We start from the raw sequence: 19129 nt of genomic DNA on the forward strand, positions 1-19129 counted from the left end.
GAAATGAGTCAAAACCTAAATACGACATATGATCCACAAAATATGGAAAAGAGATTGTATGAAAAATGGATGAATAAAAAATATTTTCATGCTGAGGTAGATCGGAGCAAAAAGCCCTTTACAACGGTAATGCCTCCTCCAAATATCACAGGCAAACTCCATATGGGACATGCACTGGATAATACCTTGCAGGATATCATTATCCGATATAAAAGAATGCAGGGCTACAATGCTTTGTGGATTCCGGGAACGGATCATGCGGCAATTTCCACAGAAGTAAAGGTTACGGAAGCCTTAAAGGATCAGGGAATTGATAAACGAGAGCTAGGCAGAGAAAAGTTTTTGGAAAGAACTTGGCAGTGGAAAGATGAGTATGCAGGAGCAATTGAAGAACAGCTAATGAAGCTAGGTGTTTCTTGTGATTGGGACCGGGAACGTTTTACCTTAGATGAAGGCTGTTCAGAAGCGGTAGAGGAAGTGTTTTTACGCCTTCATGAGAAAGGATTTATTTATCGTGGAAACCGTATTATTAACTGGTGTCCAGTATGTAAAACAACCATATCTGATGCAGAAGTAATCCACGAGGAGCAAGAAGGAAACTTCTGGCATATTAAATATCCAGTAAAGGATAGTGATACTTTCTTGGAAATTGCAACTACCAGACCGGAAACAATGCTGGGAGATACTGCAATTGCTGTAAATCCAAAGGATGAAAGATATGAAAATCTGGTTGGAAAAACGGCAATACTTCCTCTTGTAAATAGAGAAATTCCAATTGTTGCAGATGAGTATGTAGACATGGAGTTTGGAACAGGTGCAGTAAAAATCACACCGGCTCATGATCCAAATGACTTTGAAGTGGGAAAAAGACATAACCTAGAAGAAATCAACGTAATGAACGATGATGCCACTATCAATGAAAACGGCGGGAAATATGCGGGAATGGGACGGTATGAAGCCAGAGAACAAATGGTACAAGATCTGAAGGATCTGGGATTACTGGTTAAAATTGAAAAGCATGTACATAATGTAGGAACCCATGATCGTTGTGGAACAACTGTGGAACCAATGGTGAAAAAGCAATGGTTCGTAAAAATGGAAGAGCTTGCTAAGCCAGCAATTGAGGTGTTGAAAAAAGGAGAACTCAAATTTGTTCCAGAGCGTTTTGACAAGGTTTATTTGCGGTGGCTTGAAAATATCAGAGACTGGAACATATCCAGACAAATATGGTGGGGGCATAGAATTCCAGCATATTACTGTCAAAGCTGTGATGAAATCGTAGTAGCAGATAAGATGCCAGAGGCTTGCCCGAAATGCGGACATCATGAATTTAGACAGGACGAAGATACCCTGGATACATGGTTTAGCTCAGCTCTATGGCCTTTCTCTACCTTGGGATGGCCACAGAAGACAGAGGAGTTAGATTATTTCTATCCTACAGATGTATTGGTAACGGGATATGACATTATTTTCTTCTGGGTAATCCGTATGGTATTTTCAGGATTAGAGCAAACAGGACAGTCTCCTTTCCATACCGTATTGATTCACGGCTTAATACGAGACGACCAGGGAAGAAAAATGAGTAAATCCCTGGGAAATGGAATTGATCCGTTGGAAATTATTGATGAGTACGGTGCAGATGCCCTGCGTATGACTTTAGTAACGGGAAATGCACCAGGAAACGATATGCGTTTTTATCGGGAAAGAGTAGAAGCAAGCCGTAACTTTGCAAATAAAGTATGGAATGCATCCCGTTTTATTTTGATGAATATTGAAAAGTATGGAGTTACTACACCTGAGGCAGCCAGTACACATCCGGCAGATAAATGGATTGTATCCAGATGCAATGAAATGATAAAAGAAGTAACAGACAATATGGATAAGTTCGAGCTCGGTATTGCCTTGTCTAAAATATACGAATTCTTATGGGATGAATTCTGTGATTGGTATATTGAGATTGCAAAATACAGAATCTATCATGCAGAAGAAGAAAAAGAAGAGGCTAATCAAGCGTTATATACATTGCAAACAGTTCTTGGAAAGTCCTTGAAGCTTTTACACCCATATATGCCTTTTATCACAGAGGAGATTTATGGAAATCTGATGCCGGATGAAGAATCTATTATGATTTCTCAATGGCCTAAGTATCAGGAAGAAGAACGATTTTCAGAGGAAGAAGATGTATTAAATCATTTCAAGGAGATTCTAAGAGGAGTACGTAATATTCGCTCAGAGATGAATGTGCCAAATGGAAGAAAAGCAAGAATTTATGTAGTGACGGAAAAGGACAATTTAATTAAGGGATTGGAAGCATTGAAAGAGTCTGCACTTATGATGGCAGCAGGAAGTGATTTTATCGTTCAAAAGACCAAGGAAGGAATTGCAAAAGATGCAGTTTCTGTTGTGGTTCCCGATGCAACAATCTATTTGCCATTAGAGGAACTGATAGACTTTGAGCAAGAGCTTCTTCGCTTAACGAAAGAAGAAGAGAGACTGGGGAAGGAAATCAACCGGGCGAAGGGAATGCTTGGAAACGAAAGGTTCTTATCAAAAGCACCTCAGGCAAAGGTAGAGGAAGAAAAAGAAAAATTGGAAACCTATGAACAAATGCTTGAACAGGTCAAAGAGCGGGTTACCCAGATTAAAAACAGATAAGAGGGATATGAATGAAGATACAAATTTCCGTTATTAAGGAACATTTGAGGAAGCGTAAAATAAGAAGAGAGTACATTTTATCGCAAAGAAGGAATAGTGGATTTTACAGAAAGATGATGCCGGTTTATACGATATTAAATAAGTATTCCCTATTTTTTCATGTTCTGTTAGCTTGTTTTTTGAATTTGATAATTGAGTCCATTTCCAGACATTCACTAATAAAGGGGCTCCAATACTTGTTTGGTTCACCAATGGTATTTCTATACAATGCCTTTATGATTTTTTGTACATTGTCCATTGTTTATATATTTAGAAGGAGAACCTTTGCCCGAATTATTATCAGTGTTTTGTGGCTGGTTCTGGGTGTTACCAATGGATATATGTTGTTGAAAAGAGTAACTCCTTTCAATGCTCAGGATATTAAGGTTGCCAAGGATGGATTAACCCTTTTGACAAACTATTTTAATGCATTTGAAATTGTAGTGCTTAGTATTGGCATTGTTGCAGTGAGTGTTTGGGTTGTTTCCATGTGGAAACGAGGCGGGCAGTATAAGGGAAGGATGCATCGAGTGGTAGCCATTATTGGAAGTGGTGTTTTCTTTGCTCTGTTTGGCCTGGCGACAAATCAGGCAATTGACAAGAGAGTGGTATCAACGTATTTTGGCAATATTGCCTTTGCATATGAAGATTATGGTCTGCCTTATTGTTTTATGGCATCTCTCTTTAATACAGGCATTAATCAGCCGAATAATTATACAGAGGAGTCCATTGAAGCAATCAGTAATAATGGAGAGATTACGAAATCTGAGACAGGGAGAGCAACAGAAGCCCGTCCTAATATTATCGTGGTACAGCTGGAATCTTTTTTCGACGTAAGTGATGCAGAGTTTTTTGAAACATCTATTGATGCCTTACCAAATCTGCGAGAGATGTTTGAAAACTACTCCACAGGATATTTTAAAGTTCCATCAGTAGGAGCAGGAACGGCAAATACGGAGTTTGAGGTTTTAACAGGAATGAATCTGCGCTATTTTGGACCAGGGGAATATCCCTATAAGACTTATGCGAAGGAAACGCCCTTAGAAAGTGCTGCAACAGCCCTGAATGTCTTGGATTACGGAACACATGCCTTACATAATAATGGTGGAAATTTTTACAGTAGAGCCCAAGTGTTTGATCATATGGGATTTGATACCTTTATCAGCAAGGAATTTATGAACATCCTTCAAACCACACCGAATGGATGGGCAAAGGATGATGTTTTGGTTCAGGGGATTTTAGATTCCATGGACACCACAGAGGGGAAAGACTTTGTCTTTACAGTGAGTGTGCAGGGACATGGAGATTATCCGGAAGAAAAGATGATTGAAAATCCAGCGGTTACTGTAAGTGGTATCGAAGATGAAGCTCTTAAAAATAAATGGGAATACTATGTCAATCAGGTCTATGAAATGGATCAGTTTGTTGGAAAGTTAAAAGAGAAGATTGAGGAACGTGGAGAGCCTACGGTTATGGTGTTTTACGGGGATCATTTGCCAACCCTTGGATTGCAGTCTGAGGATTTGAAAAGTCGTTATCTGTATAATACAAACTACGTAATATGGGATAATATTGGTTTAGAGAAGCGAGATGGGAATATCGCATCTTATCAACTTTTGGCCGATGTATTTGAGCGATTGGATATCCACTCAGGAACAGTCTTTAATTATCATCAAGAGAGACGAAAAACGAAACATTATTTGGAGGATTTAGAACTTCTTCAATACGATCTTTTATATGGTAAGCAGTATGTATATGGAGACAATTCACCAATTGATGAAGGTCATATGGTGATGGGAGTACGAGATGTAACGGTAACAGACATTACACCACAAATAAAAAAGGGATTTAGTTTGTACGGAACGAATTTTACAAAATCCAGCAAAGTATATGTGAATGGTGAGAAGCAAAAGAGCAGCTTTTTGAATAATACACATATTAATCTGCCTGAAACGAATCTTGAAGAGGGAGATGTTTTGGTTGTAAAACAAATGGGCTCCAGCAATACGGAATTTAGGAGAAGTAATGAATATGTTTACCAGGATGGAACGTTGGTAGAAAGTCCGGGGACGGCAACAGATAAAGGTGTGTCATGGGCAAAGCAAGAACAAGAATAGGAGAGTTAAATATGGATTATCAATCTGCCGTAGCTTATATTGAGAGCATTCCAAAATTCACGAAGAAAAATTCACTTTCACATACAAGATATTTACTGATAAAGTTGAAATATCCAGGAGTTCTAAGAAAAATAACCCATGTGGCTGGAACAAATGGAAAGGGCTCTGTATGTATTTATTTAAGAGATATACTTTTGGGGGAAAAGAAAAGTGTGGGGACTTTCACATCACCTCATTTGGTACGCATCAATGAACGGTTTTTAATCGATAAAGATGAAGTATCCGATGAAGGATTTCTGGAGGCCTTTCATGAGGTTTATGATACGGTGAAAGAAATGGAAGCAGAGGGGTATGAACATCCCACTTACTTTGAATTTCTGTTTGTAATGGCCATGGTAATTTTTGAAAAAGCAGATGTGGAGTACATTGTTTTAGAAACAGGGCTGGGAGGCAGGCTGGATGCAACCAATAGTGTCATCAAGCCAACTCTTTCTATTATTACATCAATTGGACCGGATCACCAAAGTATTTTAGGGGAAACTATTGAAGAAATTGCAGGAGAAAAAGCTGGTATTATCAAAAGAAATGTTCCTCTTATCTTTGATGGACGAGAGAAAAAATCCCGTAAAATAATTGAGAATGCAGCTAAAAATGCAAGTGTTCCATATGAGATAGTGGATGATTCCTCTTATCAACTTATGAACATTCGTGGAAAAGTTATTGATTTTTTACCGTCGACTGGTTATGATAAAAATGATGTTTGGAGCATAAACGTTTATGGAGAGTATCAAATTGTAAACGCTCTTTTAGCAATCAGGGCTGCTGCTTTGTTGCTGGAAACCCAGAGCTATCCAGACAGCTTTAAAGAAACTGTAAAGAATACAGAAATTCCTGGGAGAATGGAGGAAGTAGTTCCAAATATTTTTGTGGATGGGGCTCACAATCTTCAGGCAGTTACAGAGGCATGTAAAGTGCTGAATCAGATTTCAGAAGAGGCAGAAGCATTACCGGTGGTTCTTTATAGTGCAGTATCCGATAAAGATTATCGGAAGATTATTCCGTATATTTGTACTCATACGAAGGCAAAGGAATATGCAGTCGTAGGTCTGACAAATTCAAGAGGTGTCTCTGGGAAAGAATTGGCGGAAGTATTTCACGAAAATACAAAGGAAAAGATTGTTGTCAAGGAAAATGTTCAAGAAACTATTGAGTATATAAAAAGCGAGTCCGAAAACAGACCCGTTTTTTGCTTTGGCTCTCTTTATTTAGTGGGAGAGATTAAAGCAGCGTTAGGAGGAAAATCCAATGCTAAATTTTGAAGAAGAATTAAAGAAGTTTCAACCAAGCTTAGAAGTAGAGGATATTGAAGATGCAGTTTATCAGGATGATTTAACAGATATGTCTGATATTCTTAAAGAGATGATTGAAAGCACCAAGTAGAAGGGTACTTTAAAATGGATTATAAAACGAAACTGTTGTATCAGTCTAATTACTGGTACAATGATGGCCTTAGAAAAGCCAATATTAGAGATTTATCAGGTGCCATTGTGTCCCTTAGGAGGAGTCTGCAATATAACAGTGACAATATTGCAACAAGAAATCTGCTTGGTCTCGTCTATTATGGACGGGGAGATATAGTAGAAGGTCTTGTAGAGTGGATATTAAGTAAAAATTTGCAGCCTCAGGAAAACATAGCCAATTATTTTATTCACAAGATTCAAGAGGATTTAGTCTGGCTTAAAACAATCAATCAAGGGATTAAGAAGTATAATCAGGCACTTGTTTATGCCAATCAAAATGGAGAAGATTTGGCTACGATTCAGTTAAAGCAGGTAGTAAAAGACCATCCTACCTTTGTGAAGGCATATCAACTTCTAACTTTATTGTTAATCGATGTTGAGGAATACGAAGAGGCTAAGAAGTACATTCGCACGGCTCATCAACTTGATAAGACCAGCGATATTACCTTAAGCTATATGCAGGAAATAACAGAGGGGCAGAAAGAACAGCGAAAAACTGCGAAGATTGTACGAGAGAAGACGAAAGCGAATCAAAGTGTGGAATATATGGTGGGAAATGAGACCATTATTGCCCCGGTTAATTCTGGAATTAAAGAGCATATGGGGACTCATACGCTGCTCAATATATTGCTTGGAGCGGTGTTGGGCGTAGCTGTAGTGCTCTTTCTTATTATGCCTTCTGTGGTATCAGATAAGCAGAAGGAGTTGAATGGCAAAACCATTTCCTTCAGTGAAAGAATTGCAACACAGGAAGCTCAGATTAGTGCATTGAAAAAGGAATTGGAAAGTTATCGGGCAGATGCCCCGGCAGAAGATGCTCAAGAAACTGCCGCGTCGACGCAAAACAGCTATGAAGTTGTTATGGGAGTCTATACCCATTATGTAGCACAAGATGTTTCAGATTCTGAAATGATAGAGGAGCTGTTTAAAGTAAGTGTGCCTTCCCTGGGACCTTTGGGAAAAAGTACTTATGATGAGGTGGCGGGAGGTGTATTCCCAAGAGCATGCCAAAGCTTAATTGCATCAGGAGAAGCAAGCCTCAATGCAGGAGAAGTAGACGCCGCTATTACCGATTTGGAAAAAGTAATCCGTATGAATGATGGGTATGAGGACGGAAAAGCCTTGTATCTGCTAGGTCAGGCCTATGGACAAAAGGGTGATAGTGAGTGGGCAAGGGAATATTACAATAGATTGGTGGAGCAGTATGGAGGCTCACAATATGTGCAGGGTGCTCAGGAGGCATTGAATGCGCTTTAATGGAATGTGGAGGATAAGAAGGAATGGATAATCTTAGTATTATTTTAGGGTTTGCCGGTGGACTTGGTATGTTCATCTATGGTATGCAAATCATGGCTCAGGGCCTGGAAAATGCAGCAGGAAATAAGATGAAGTCTCTTTTAGAGGCCTTGACGAAAAATAAGCTAATGGGAGTGTTACTAGGTGCGGCAATTACGGCTGTTATCCAAAGCTCCTCTGCAACTACCGTTATGGTGGTTGGTTTTGTAAATGCAGGAATCATGAATTTACAGCAAGCCATGGGCGTTATCATGGGCGCAAATGTAGGAACTACAATAACAGGTTGGTTAGTGTCTTCTGTAGAGTGGGCAGAGTTCTTAAGTCCGGCTAAGATTGCACCGGTTGCAGTTATCTGTGGTGTCATCCTGATGATTAGCGGAAAACGCCGTTCATCAAAAGAAATTGCGAACATTATTATTGGATTTGGGCTCCTGTTTATCGGAATCACAACCATGTCCAGTGCAGTTGAACCTTTGCAGAGTTCGCCGGTTTTCAGGGAAGTGTTTGTAAAGTTAGGCTCGAATCCATTTCTGGGAGTATTTGCCGGTTTTGCAATTACGGCAATTATTCAAAGCTCCTCGGCATCGGTGGGTATCTTACAGTCATTAGCTGCAGCAGGACTGGTACCTTTTAGTGCAGCATTGTATATCATCATGGGTCAAAATATTGGAACCTGTGTGACAGCGATTCTATCAAGTATCGGTGCCAAGAAAAATGCGAAGACAGCGGCAATCATGCATTTACTCTTCAATGTTTTAGGAACGGTTATTTTAGGAAGTATCACCATTGCGTACTTTTGGATTCTTCAGCCGGAAGCAGGAAATGGACAGATTACTCAGACTCAAATCAGTGTGATTCATACGGTATTTAATATTGCTACAACGGTTATGCTCTTCCCGCTTTCGAACTGGATTATTAAATTGGCGAAGAAGATTGGAAGGATTGATGAGGCAGCCGTTGAAGTAAGTGATGTACAGTTAGATGATCGTATGTTAGAAACACCAGGAATTGCACTTCAATCAACTGTTAATGAAGTAGTACGCCTTGGGTATATCGTAAAGGGAGCCATGGCTGTATCGAAAAGAGTTCTTTTTACACAGAAGAGCGAAGATATAGAATATCTGAAAAATGAAGAAAAGACAGCAGATAAGCTGACTGCCGGAATTACGGAATATCTTATTAAAATTAATACGAAACAGATTGGTGAAAAAGAGCATCAGGAAGTAGCCCATATGCTTCAAATTATATCCGATATGGAGCGTGTAAGTGATTATACAGAAAACATTTCTGAATTCGCAGAAAATATGCGTGAAAAAAATATAAAGTTCTCTGAAATTGGTGGAACTCAATTGAAAGAAATGCTTGAGGTATGCGCAGACAGTTACACGTATGCGTTGGAAGCCTATGAAAACCAGGATCGTGATAAAGCGCTAAAGGTAATTGAAGAAGAGACAAGAGCAGATGATTTAGAGGTTTCATTGAGAAATCAACATATTAAGCGACTGGCCAAGAATCAATGTGAAACCCAGGCAGGTATCGTCTTTTTAGATGCATTAGTATGTCTGGAACGTATTTCAGATCATGCTAGAAATATTGCAGAGGAAGTATTGCAGCAGATAGAGGAATAAAAGGGATAAAAAGGAAGGAAAAAGGAAAATGAAAAAAAGATTATTGATGGCAGTAGTAGCACTGATGCTATTGACTGTAACAGCATGCTCAAAACCGGCTCAGGAAAAGAAGGAAGAGCCAGTGCAAGAGGAGCAGCAAAAGGCGGAAGAGCCAAAAGAAGAGGAAAAAGTAGAAGAGAAAAAGGTTGAAGAAAAAAAAGAGACGGGAACAGTGGACAGTGAGTGGACTGAAATGGAGTTTATATTTGATGGGGTTAATATGAAACTATTAGAAACTCCTTATAAGACTCTTGAGGAAAATGGATGGACCTTTAATATGGCTGACTACGGCTATGAGGATGGTTACATACTGAATCCAAAGGATAAGCTGACTTCAACCATTGATTTGACGAATGAAAAATATCTGGAAGATAAGTATGCTGTCCGGGTTTCAGCAGGATTTATCAATACCACAGATGGAGCTGTCGATGTGACTGAGAGTAATGTATGGGCAATTCAGGCAGATGTTTCCAGTGCAATGAAAAAGGGAGAGCCTTACCCAGATTTTGTTCTTGCAGGTGGAATTACCTGGGGTGCAACTTACGAGGAAATAAAAGCAGCATATGGAGAACCTTCTGAGGAGCCCTATCGCTCAGAGGATTTGGGATACTATACATACGAATATAAAAACGAATACTCGCAAAACATGCGATTTGTCGTATATGATGAAATGGGATTGACAGAGATCGATATACATAATTACGGTAACTAACAAAAGTGCAAAATAAAACTGGTTGAATTTTCAATCAGTTTTATTTTTTACCTTATAAGAAACTTAATCCGCTTCTAGCAGAAGGGCAGGGTCATTCTGCTTAATATAAGATTCTAAAGTATTAAGGTCAACAAGAGAAGGAACAACACCTTCCCGGGAAATGCAGAATCCGGCAGCATAAGAAGCAATCTTCACAGCATTTGGTAAAGAGACTCCTTTTTGTAGATAAACAGCAAAAGCACTGATAAAAGCATCAGCGGCGCCTGTATTATCAATGGATTTAAAATCATAGGCAGGAAAGTACATGGAGTCTGTTTGTGTCCGCAGATAAGACCCTTCTGAACCAAGGGTGATAATAACTGTAGAAACACCTTTCCCTAAAAAGTATAAAGCTTTCTCTTCCACGGTATTGGAATCCGGGCAAAGGGTACTTGCTTCATCCAGATTCGGAATTAATATATCGATAGTAGACAACAGTTCGTCACTTAAATGATTGCAGGCGGCAGGCTTTAGTATCGTAGTAGCACCATGCTTTTTCGCAAGAGCGGCACCAGACTCAATGACGGGCATAGGAACTTCGGTCTGTAAAAGACAGTATGCAGTATTTTCAAAGAGAGACTCCAGCTTTTGGATGGAGTCTCTTTTGAGACTATCCGTTGCACCGGATAAAATAGTAATTGTAGATTCTCCGGAGTCACTTAAAACAATGTATGCTTTTCCAGTAATCGCGTTAGGAATTCGACAGATTCCACTGGAATTAATGCTGAGTTCATTGAGCGAAGATAGGATGATTTCGGATTCCGGATCATTTCCAACGGTTCCGATTAAAGCAACTCTGGCGCCTAATTTTGCGGCTCCGATTGCTTCGTTGATTCCTTTTCCACCGGGATAGGAATAAAGTGAAGAGGCAATCGTTGATTTCCCACTCTTGGGCAATTCCTTTACACGCATGTAGTAATCAATATTTACACTTCCAATCACCAAAATCTTCTCAGGACTTAATTCTTTTGGGATTCCAATTGTACTTCCCGTATCTAAGATGAATTCCTTTGAAAAATTTAAGTTTGGTTTCTTCTTGGTCTCTAGATGAAAAATCATTTTCTCGCAAATACTCTCACCGAAGGCATGGTTTGGAATCAAGAGTGAAGTTATGGATGGGTGATGGATATGATTTAAGGATTCTTCCTTTAGGGAAATTATCGAAACATCATCGGGAGTTTTCAGATGCAGGGAAATTAGTTTTTCGTAGAGCGACAAAGCCATGTCGTAATTGGAAACCGCAATGGCACTGATGCGTCGTGAGGTAATTCGTTGTATTAAGCTTTCGTCTACATGATGAAAGACATTTGCCTGATCAAATGGAATCTGTTGTTCATATAAACAGCTTTTGTATCCATCTAGGAAGCAGGTTTCCCAAAAGTTCTCTTTACCCAGAAAGGCGATATCAGTATGCTCGTATTCGAATAAGGTTTTCGCTGCCAAAAATCCTGCCTTCTCAAAGTTTTGATTGATCGATTTTTCGTAGAAAAAAGCATTTAGTATGAAATATGGAATATTATTGTCCTTAAGAAGAGATGTATGCTGGATACTTTCGGAGGAAATAGGCTCCCATAAGAGTCCATCTACCTGATGGTGACAAACGGATGTTATGGCCTTTAATTCACGCGTTTGATCCATAGAAGATTCATAGAGCATAACGGAATACCCATTTTTTTGCGCAACATTAATAACACCGGAAACGATGCTGTCATTAGTTGCACTATTTAAAATCAAACCTATGGTAAAAGTCTTTGTGTTACTCTGAGAAGCAATATTATACCTTGGTGCATAATTATATTCTTTTATAATCTGTAATACTTTTTCTCTTGTGGCCTCGCTGATGCTCTCGTCCTTTTGGTTCATGACTTTTGAAACCGTAGAGATAGAGACACCTGCCAGCCGGGCGATATCTTTAATTGTCATTATCTATGCCTCCCATTTGTAAGCTATTTCATATTTTAACCTTAAATATTCGTTTCGGTCAAGTGGATAAAAAGAAAGTGATACCATTTTATAGTGGATATTGTACAACGTTGTGAGTTGTGCACAATATAAAGTGGTAAATATGTACAAGACTTACAATTGACATTTGAGGAAGTAAAATGATATTCTAAGTTTACGAAAACAGTTTAGGAAAATGATTTCCTAAGAAAAGGAGGATATTAATGAAAAAGATATTAAGTGTTTTACTGGTAGCAGTGATGTGTTTCTCTTTGGTGGCATGTGGTGGATCGGATTCAGACAGCGGGGCATCTGGTGGATCATCGGATGAAAAAGGAAAAGATAAGATTCGGGTGTGTATTGTTTATACGGGGAATTTGGGAGACAAAAGCTACAATGATTCATGTAATGAAGGCGCACAGCGTGCAGTCGAAGAGCTTGGTGTAGAAGTAAAGAGTTTGGAAGGTGCGACAGCAGAAGAGTGGGAATCCAATTTGGTTTCTGCTTGTGAAGAAGGATATGATCTGATTATCGGAGCTTCTTCTAATATAGCTGATTACATCACGGAGCATGGTCCAAACTACCCAGAAACAAAGTTTGCGGTAATTGATACAACGGTAGACTTAGATAATGTACAGTCTATAAGCTTTGCACAGAACCAAGGTTCATTCTTAGCAGGAGCAGCAGCGGCAATGTTTACAACAAAGACGGATATTGAAGGTGTAAACAAAGAGAAGATTATTGGATGGGTTGGAGGAATGGACATTCCTGTACTACATGATTTTTACACCGGATATGAGCAAGGTGCGAAGTATATAGATCCTGATATTAAGATTTTACAAGCTTTCGCAGGAACATGGACGGATCCACTAAAAGGAAAAGAGCTGACGCTAGCACAGTATGAACAAGGTGCTGATATCGTAATGAACGTTGCATCCGGAACGGGTCCTGGAATCTTAGAGGCAGCAAAAGAAGCGGGAAAATATGCAATTGGAGTGGATTTGAATCAGGACAATGATCAACCGGGATCTATCTTGACATCAATGGTAAAACGAGTAGACAATGCATGTTATCTTGTTATCGAATCTGTAGTAAATGATACTTTTGCTGGTGGAACAACACAGTATCTGTCATTAGAAGAAGGTGGCGTCAGTCTGACAGATTTCGCTGTAATCAAGGAATCTTTAGGAGATAAATTCCCACAGGATATCGTGGATAAATGCGATGAGTTGGCAGAAAAGATTATTGCGGGTGAAATTGTGGTAGAAAATTATGAAGGGTTTGGACCGGAAGCACAATAATTGCTTTTCTAAATAAGAATTTGAAAGGGAGTGTTGCAGCTGCAACATCCCTTTCTTTAAAAAGAGGGACAAAGAATGAGCGAATATGTAGTGGAAATGAAAGATATTCAGAAATCATTTGGCAGCGTAAAAGCTGTTAAAAATGGATTTTTTACTGCTAAGAAGGGAGAAATCCATTCCCTGATTGGAGAAAACGGAGCAGGTAAGTCAACGATGATGAAGCTTCTGTTTGGCATGTATCCTATTGATGAAGGGGAAATTTTGATTAATGGTAACAATACGGACAAACTGACGCCTAAAATTGCGATTGACCATGGAATTGGAATGGTACATCAAGAATTCATGCTGGTAGGCGAGCTTACCGTTCTGGAAAATATCATATTGGGATTTGAACCCCAAAAGGGTTTGAAGATAGATTTCGATGCGGCAAAAAAAGAAGTAAAGAAGTATATTGAGCAATACCATATGGATATTCAGTTAGAGAAAAAAGTGAATCAGATTTCTGTTGGTGAAGCGCAAAGAGTTGAGATTATCAAAACATTGATGAGAGGTGCGGAAATCATTATTTTAGATGAACCAACGGCGGTACTAACACCTCAGGAAGCACAGCATCTGTTTAAGATATTAATGAATTTGAAAAAAGACCATAAGACCATTGTCTTTATTTCTCATAAGTTAAATGAGGTAATGAATATTTCAGATCGTATTTCTGTTATGAGACAAGGGCAATACATAGATACAGTGGAAAAAGGCAATACATCACCATTAGAGTTAACAAAGCTTATGATTGGACGTGAAGTATTTTTAAATATTGACAAAACCTATTCAAAAGCAGGGAAAACAGTATTAGAGGTAGAAGATGTATGGATTCCGAGTCAGAAAGAGACTTCAAAGATAAGAGGAATGTCGTTCCATGTAAATGAGGGTGAAATCGTAGGAGTTGCAGGCATCGATGGAAATGGACAAAGTGAACTGGTAGAAGCAATCATAGGCCTGCGGGAAGTGGAAAAAGGAAGCATTAAGCTATCCGGTAAAAACATTGCGAACAAGAAAACAAGAGCGATTCGGAAAAGCGGACTCTCTGTGATTCCGGAGGACCGAAATACACAAGGGTTAAACAGGGAAATGAGTATTGCAGATAATCTTGCGGCTGTTGAGATGGATCGCGTACCGTATTCAAAGGGATTTATGATTCGTCAGGAAGCAATTGTGCAAAATGCGAAAGAAAAGGTAGAAGCTTTTGATATCCGTCCAGACGATTATAATCTGCCTACCTCCTCTTTATCAGGAGGAAATGCACAAAAGGTAGTAGTAGCGCGAGAGGTATCCATGGACAACAAACTTCTTATAGCAGCGCAGCCAACAAGAGGTGTAGACATTGGTGCAATAGAATCAATACGAAATTCTTTAGAAAAGGCAAAAAAAGAAGGGACGGCGGTGCTTTTAGTATCGGCGGAATTGGAAGAAATCATCTCGTTGTCGGATCGAATTATTGTTATTCATGAAGGGAAAATCACTGGAGAGATGCCGGCGGATGAAGCGAATGAGAATAATTTAGGCCTGCTCATGATGGGAGGAACACACGAATGAATATAAAAGCATCAGGGTTAAAAAGAATTCTATTTACTGTAGTGATTGCGTTAGTTATCGGTGCGGTTCTGATATTAATGATAGGAGAAAATCCGATTGAAGCATACCAAGCATTATTTAAAGGAGCGTTCAAAGGAAAATTTGGATTTGGAAATACTGTTGCGACGTTTACCCCGCTGCTCTTGACTTCCATTGCCTTTGCGGTAGCTGCTCAGGCAGGAGCATTTAATGTAGGAGTGGAAGGTGAGGTTTTTCTGGGAGGAATCGCAGCGGCCTATATAGGGGTTAATTTCACCTTTCTACCAAAGCCCATTCTACTAATTACTTGCTTCTTAGGTGCGATGGTGGTTGCCGGAGCATGGGCGACAATACCGGCAGTACTAAAGGCTTATTATGGAGTAAGTGAGGTGTGTACGACAATTTTAATGAACACCGTAGCAGTTTATATTACGTCCTATTTGGTAAGTGGTCCGATGAGTGCTGGGACAGCAAATGCACAGTCTCATTCGGTAGCAGTAAATCTTCCTCAGTTTATGAAGCCAAGTAGTGCGAATGTAGGTGTGTTCATTGCCATTGTTATAGTTGTACTAGTGGCAATTATGCTTTATAAAACTAAATTTGGTTACAAGATACGTGTAGTAGGAACGAACCCGGCGTTTGCAGATTGCATTGGAATTAATTCGAAGAAAGTATTCATTAATTCCATGATTCTATCCGGTGCGATAGGTGGAATCGCAGGATGTATCGAGGTGTTAGGAGTGCATGGATATTTTCTGAATAACTTTGCAGTTGGATTGGGATCAAATGGTATGCTGGCAGCCTTAATTGCCAGATCAAATGTAGTTCTCACACCATTTTTGGCATTCTTCCTTTCTATATTAAAGGCCGGTGCAATGGGAATGCAGCAAAGTACAGGAGTTCCAAAGGCGCTTGTAGACACAATCATAGCAATCTTCATTATAGTAGCGACGATGGAGACGTTGTTCGAATTTAAAAAGAAGATCAAAAGAAAAGTGAAGAAAGAGAAAGGAGAGGCAAAAGCATGAGTGCGATAATTGAAAATGTCGATAAAATATTTAATGTTTCCCTAATTTATGCAACGTTTCGTTCTGCCACTCCCATTATATTTGCAGCTCTTTGTGCAGCACTTACTCAACAAGCGAATATTTTAAATATTGGAACAGAAGGAATTATGCTGGTAGGTTCTTTCACTGCGGTTGGAGTATCTTATCTGACGGGAAATTGGGTAATAGGAGTTTTGGCGGCAATGATATCAGGGGCTTTCATAGCATCCATTATGGCGGTGGGGCATATCAAATATAATGCAGAGATATGTGCCATAGGTATGGGAATTAATATGTTGGCTTTGGCGGTGACGAAGCTGCTACTAAACGTTATTTTTAAAACCAATGGAACTTTCTCAGATCCGAAGATTGTTCCGATTCCAAAGGTGCATTTTGCATTTATGGATGATATACCTGTATTAAACCAATTGCTGAATAATTGGAGTATTACGGAATGGTTAGCTATTGTATTGATTTTAGTATTACAATTTCTATTCTACAAAACCGTTTGGGGACTTCGTCTTCGTGCAGTAGGACAGTTTGCAATGGCAGCCCAGACAGCAGGAATAAAGGTAACACAGATTAAATACCAAGCGATGATAGCGTCGGGACTTATGGGAGGACTTGCAGGCGCACATCTTTCTTTGGGATACAGTACACAGTTTGTGGAAAATATGACAAATAATCGTGGGTTTATGGGTGTTGCAGCAATGTATTTCGGTGGCGCCAATCCAATTCTTACGGCTCTTGGCTGTTTGCTCTTTGGATTTGCAGATTCAGTGGGAGCCAGATTACAAGCTTATGGAATACCATCCCAATTTGTACTGATGATGCCTTATATTGTTACAATTGTTATATTGGCGATTTCAATGTATGTGAAATATAGAAACAATAAAAGGAAGGAATCTTCCTTGCTTGCACCGAAAGCACAATTAAAAACACAAGGATAAAGGAGAACGAAAATGGGAAAACAAAAAATGATCTTGGATTGTGATCCGGGACATGATGATGCGGTAGCCATTCTATTGGCGGCAAAGAATGATGTTTTAGAGTTAATTGGAATAACGGTAGTGGCTGGAAATCAAACCATAGATAATACAGTACGAAATGCTTTGAATGTTTGTCAGGCGTTAGAACTTGAGATTCCGGTATATGCAGGATGTGGCGGGCCGATGGTAAGAGAGCAGGTGGTTGCAGGTGATATTCACGGAGAATCAGGGCTTGATGGACCGGTTTTTGAACCCCTAAAAAAAGAGCGGGAAGAAGAACATGCGGTTAACTACATAGTTCGGGCTTTAATGGAGTCGGATGAGAAAATAACAATAGTAACAACAGGACCCATGACAAACCTTGCTATGGCAATGCGCATGGAGCCGAAGATTAAAGAAAAGATTAAGGAAATTGTGTTGATGGGTGGCTGCTACCAGAACGGAAATGTAACCCCTGCTGCAGAATTTAATATATTTGCGGACGGGGAGGCAGCATATGCTTGCTTTAATAGCGGACTCCCAATTACAATGGTAGGTCTCGATGTGACGAGAAAAGCTTTATGCTATCCGGCTATTGTAGATCGCATGGAAAAAATCGGAACAAAAGCTTCTAAGTTATTTGTTGACCTTATGCGCCATTTTAACAAATCTCAAAAAGAGGTATTTGGATGGGATGGAGGTCCACTCCACGATCCAATTACAATTGCTTATTTGATTGATCCAACTGTTCTGACTGTAAAACCGATGCACTCGGAGATTGAAATAAGAAGTGAACAGTCTTATGGAAGAACGAATTGCGATTTCTTTGATTATCAGCAAAAAGATCATAATTCGGATATTGCAATTGATATCGATACAGATAAGTTCTGGGATATTGTGGAGGATGCTCTTAAACGCTACTAAAGTGAAGGGAGTTTTGAATGAATTTAAAAGAGGTATTAGAACAAAATAAAGAGGAGTATATTCAAGAACTTCTGGAACTTCTTTCGATTGATACCCACGATATTGGACATGGGATAAAGGGCGGACTGGAAAAAGAAGGACAGGAATATTTGATTCAACGAATGGAATCTATGGGAGCAGATGAGATTATCTGTGATTCGTTAAAGGAAGAGGACATTAAAAAAAGTCTGATTCTTCATAATGAAGGCAATGTTGGACATGACCTTACAAATCGCTTTAATGTATACGGAAGATTTAAAGGAAATAAACCGGGAAAGAGTCTTTTGTTTAACAGCCATATGGATGTAATGCCTGCGAATGAAGACGAGTGGGACTATCCTCCGTTTAAAGGAACGGTGGAAGACGGACGTATCTATGGACGCGGTGCCGCTGATATGAAAGGCGGTCTTATGGCTTCACTAATGGCAGTAAAGCTTTTGAAGGATGCCAAGGTATCCTTTCCGGGAGAAGTAATCATTACCTCTGTATGCGATGAGGAGGGTGGAGGCAATGGCTCAATCCAAGCTGTAATGAGTGGGATGACAGCAGATGCAGTTGTAAACTGTGAGCCAAGTAATGAAGAATTAATTCTTGCTCATATGGGCTGGGTATTCTTCCGGGTAGAGTTTGAGGGGAAGGCTTGCCACTCTGGAACAAAGAATGATGGAGTCAGTGCAATTGATAAGGCACTAAAGGTGATAGAGGCATTAAATGAAAAGGAGCATCACTGGCTTCTCACTTATAAGCACCCTCTGTTACCAGCGCCAAATTTAAATATTGGTGTACTAAAAGGAGGCACTGAAGGATCAACAGTCCCCGGAAAATGTGTATTTGAAACTTGTGTTCACTACGTACCGGGGCTTATGAGCCACGAGCAGGTAGTAAAAGAATTTGAAGATGTGGTCTATCGAACAGCGAGAGCAGACGAATGGATGGAAAAGCATCTGCCTAAGATTACCTTGTATCAACAGGGAAATGGTTTTGAGATGGAAAAGAATCATCCCTTCGTAAAAAGTTTTCACAAGGTTTATCAGGAAGTGAAAGAAGAACAAGTAAAGATGGTAGGCTCTCCCAGTGGATGTGATTCCAGGCTTTGGAGAAATATTGCGAAGCTGCCGACGATTCAATTTGGTCCGGGAACCTTAGAAGCGTGTCACGCGGTGAATGAATCCATAGAAGTACGGGATTATCTACAGTCTATATTAATTTATGCAGAACTCATTTTAGAATGGTGTCAAAATAAGGAGGAAAATTAGA

General features: G+C 39.6%; 14 protein-coding genes. 13 read left to right on the forward strand and 1 reads right to left on the reverse strand.

What is annotated here, in order from left to right; all coding sequences use genetic code 11:
- The first annotated feature begins 3 nt into the window (after positions 1-3).
- The 7 genes from NHH15_RS05775 to NHH15_RS05805 are packed head-to-tail and all read left to right on the forward strand — an operon-like array spanning position 4 to position 10006.
- On the forward strand, positions 4-2655 hold the full coding sequence (locus NHH15_RS05775; RefSeq protein WP_262065711.1) for a valine--tRNA ligase: 2652 nt from the start codon (positions 4-6) through the stop codon (positions 2653-2655).
- 11 nt (positions 2656-2666) lie between these two features.
- The gene (locus NHH15_RS05780; RefSeq protein ID WP_262065712.1) at positions 2667-4811 is read left to right on the forward strand and encodes an LTA synthase family protein; all 2145 of its coding nucleotides are present in this window, start codon (positions 2667-2669) and stop codon (positions 4809-4811) included.
- 11 nt (positions 4812-4822) lie between these two features.
- A complete protein-coding gene (locus NHH15_RS05785; RefSeq protein WP_262065713.1) occupies positions 4823-6130 on the forward strand; it encodes a bifunctional folylpolyglutamate synthase/dihydrofolate synthase in 1308 nt (435 codons plus the stop codon).
- Positions 6117-6251, forward strand: coding sequence for a hypothetical protein (locus NHH15_RS05790; protein WP_262065714.1), 135 nt, complete (start codon positions 6117-6119; stop codon positions 6249-6251). The genes NHH15_RS05785 and NHH15_RS05790 overlap by 14 nt, the downstream gene beginning before the upstream one ends.
- A gap of 14 nt (positions 6252-6265) precedes the next feature.
- Entirely contained in the window at positions 6266-7588 is a 1323-nt protein-coding gene (locus NHH15_RS05795) for a tetratricopeptide repeat protein (RefSeq protein WP_262065715.1), read from the forward strand.
- Positions 7589-7611: 23 nt separating this feature from the next.
- Positions 7612-9255: a Na/Pi cotransporter family protein gene (locus tag NHH15_RS05800; RefSeq protein WP_262065716.1), complete on the forward strand. Its 1644-nt coding sequence runs from the start codon at positions 7612-7614 to the stop codon at positions 9253-9255.
- Between the two features lie 28 nt (positions 9256-9283).
- Entirely contained in the window at positions 9284-10006 is a 723-nt protein-coding gene (locus tag NHH15_RS05805; protein ID WP_262065717.1) for a hypothetical protein, read from the forward strand.
- Positions 10007-10069: 63 nt separating this feature from the next.
- On the opposite strand, the gene NHH15_RS05810 is transcribed toward NHH15_RS05805, so the two are convergent.
- Positions 10070-11968: a PfkB family carbohydrate kinase gene (locus NHH15_RS05810; protein ID WP_262065718.1), complete on the reverse strand. Its 1899-nt coding sequence runs from the start codon at positions 11966-11968 to the stop codon at positions 10070-10072.
- Positions 11969-12210: 242 nt separating this feature from the next.
- Here NHH15_RS05810 and NHH15_RS05815 point away from each other — a divergent pair, with 242 nt between their 5' ends.
- The 6 genes from NHH15_RS05815 (at position 12211) to NHH15_RS05840 (ending at position 19128) form a co-directional block, all read left to right on the forward strand.
- On the forward strand, positions 12211-13287 hold the full coding sequence (locus tag NHH15_RS05815) for a BMP family lipoprotein (protein WP_262065719.1): 1077 nt from the start codon (positions 12211-12213) through the stop codon (positions 13285-13287).
- 75 nt (positions 13288-13362) lie between these two features.
- On the forward strand, positions 13363-14877 hold the full coding sequence (locus NHH15_RS05820) for an ABC transporter ATP-binding protein (protein WP_262065720.1): 1515 nt from the start codon (positions 13363-13365) through the stop codon (positions 14875-14877).
- Complete coding sequence (locus tag NHH15_RS05825) at positions 14874-15923, forward strand: ABC transporter permease (RefSeq protein WP_262065721.1); 1050 nt, start codon at positions 14874-14876, stop codon at positions 15921-15923. Before NHH15_RS05820 ends, NHH15_RS05825 begins: the two co-directional genes overlap by 4 nt.
- A complete protein-coding gene (locus NHH15_RS05830) occupies positions 15920-16891 on the forward strand; it encodes an ABC transporter permease (RefSeq protein WP_262065722.1) in 972 nt (323 codons plus the stop codon). The genes NHH15_RS05825 and NHH15_RS05830 overlap by 4 nt, the downstream gene beginning before the upstream one ends.
- Positions 16892-16903: 12 nt before the next feature.
- Entirely contained in the window at positions 16904-17833 is a 930-nt protein-coding gene (locus NHH15_RS05835) for a nucleoside hydrolase (RefSeq protein ID WP_262065723.1), read from the forward strand.
- Positions 17834-17850: 17 nt separating this feature from the next.
- Positions 17851-19128 carry a M20 family metallopeptidase gene (locus NHH15_RS05840; protein ID WP_262065724.1) on the forward strand — a complete coding sequence of 426 codons (1278 nt, stop codon included), beginning with the start codon at positions 17851-17853 and terminating at the stop codon, positions 19126-19128.
- Position 19129 lies beyond the last annotated feature (1 nt).

It is taken from the genome of Aequitasia blattaphilus, assembly GCF_024721305.1.
Lineage (GTDB): Bacteria > Bacillota > Clostridia > Lachnospirales > Lachnospiraceae > Aequitasia > Aequitasia blattaphila.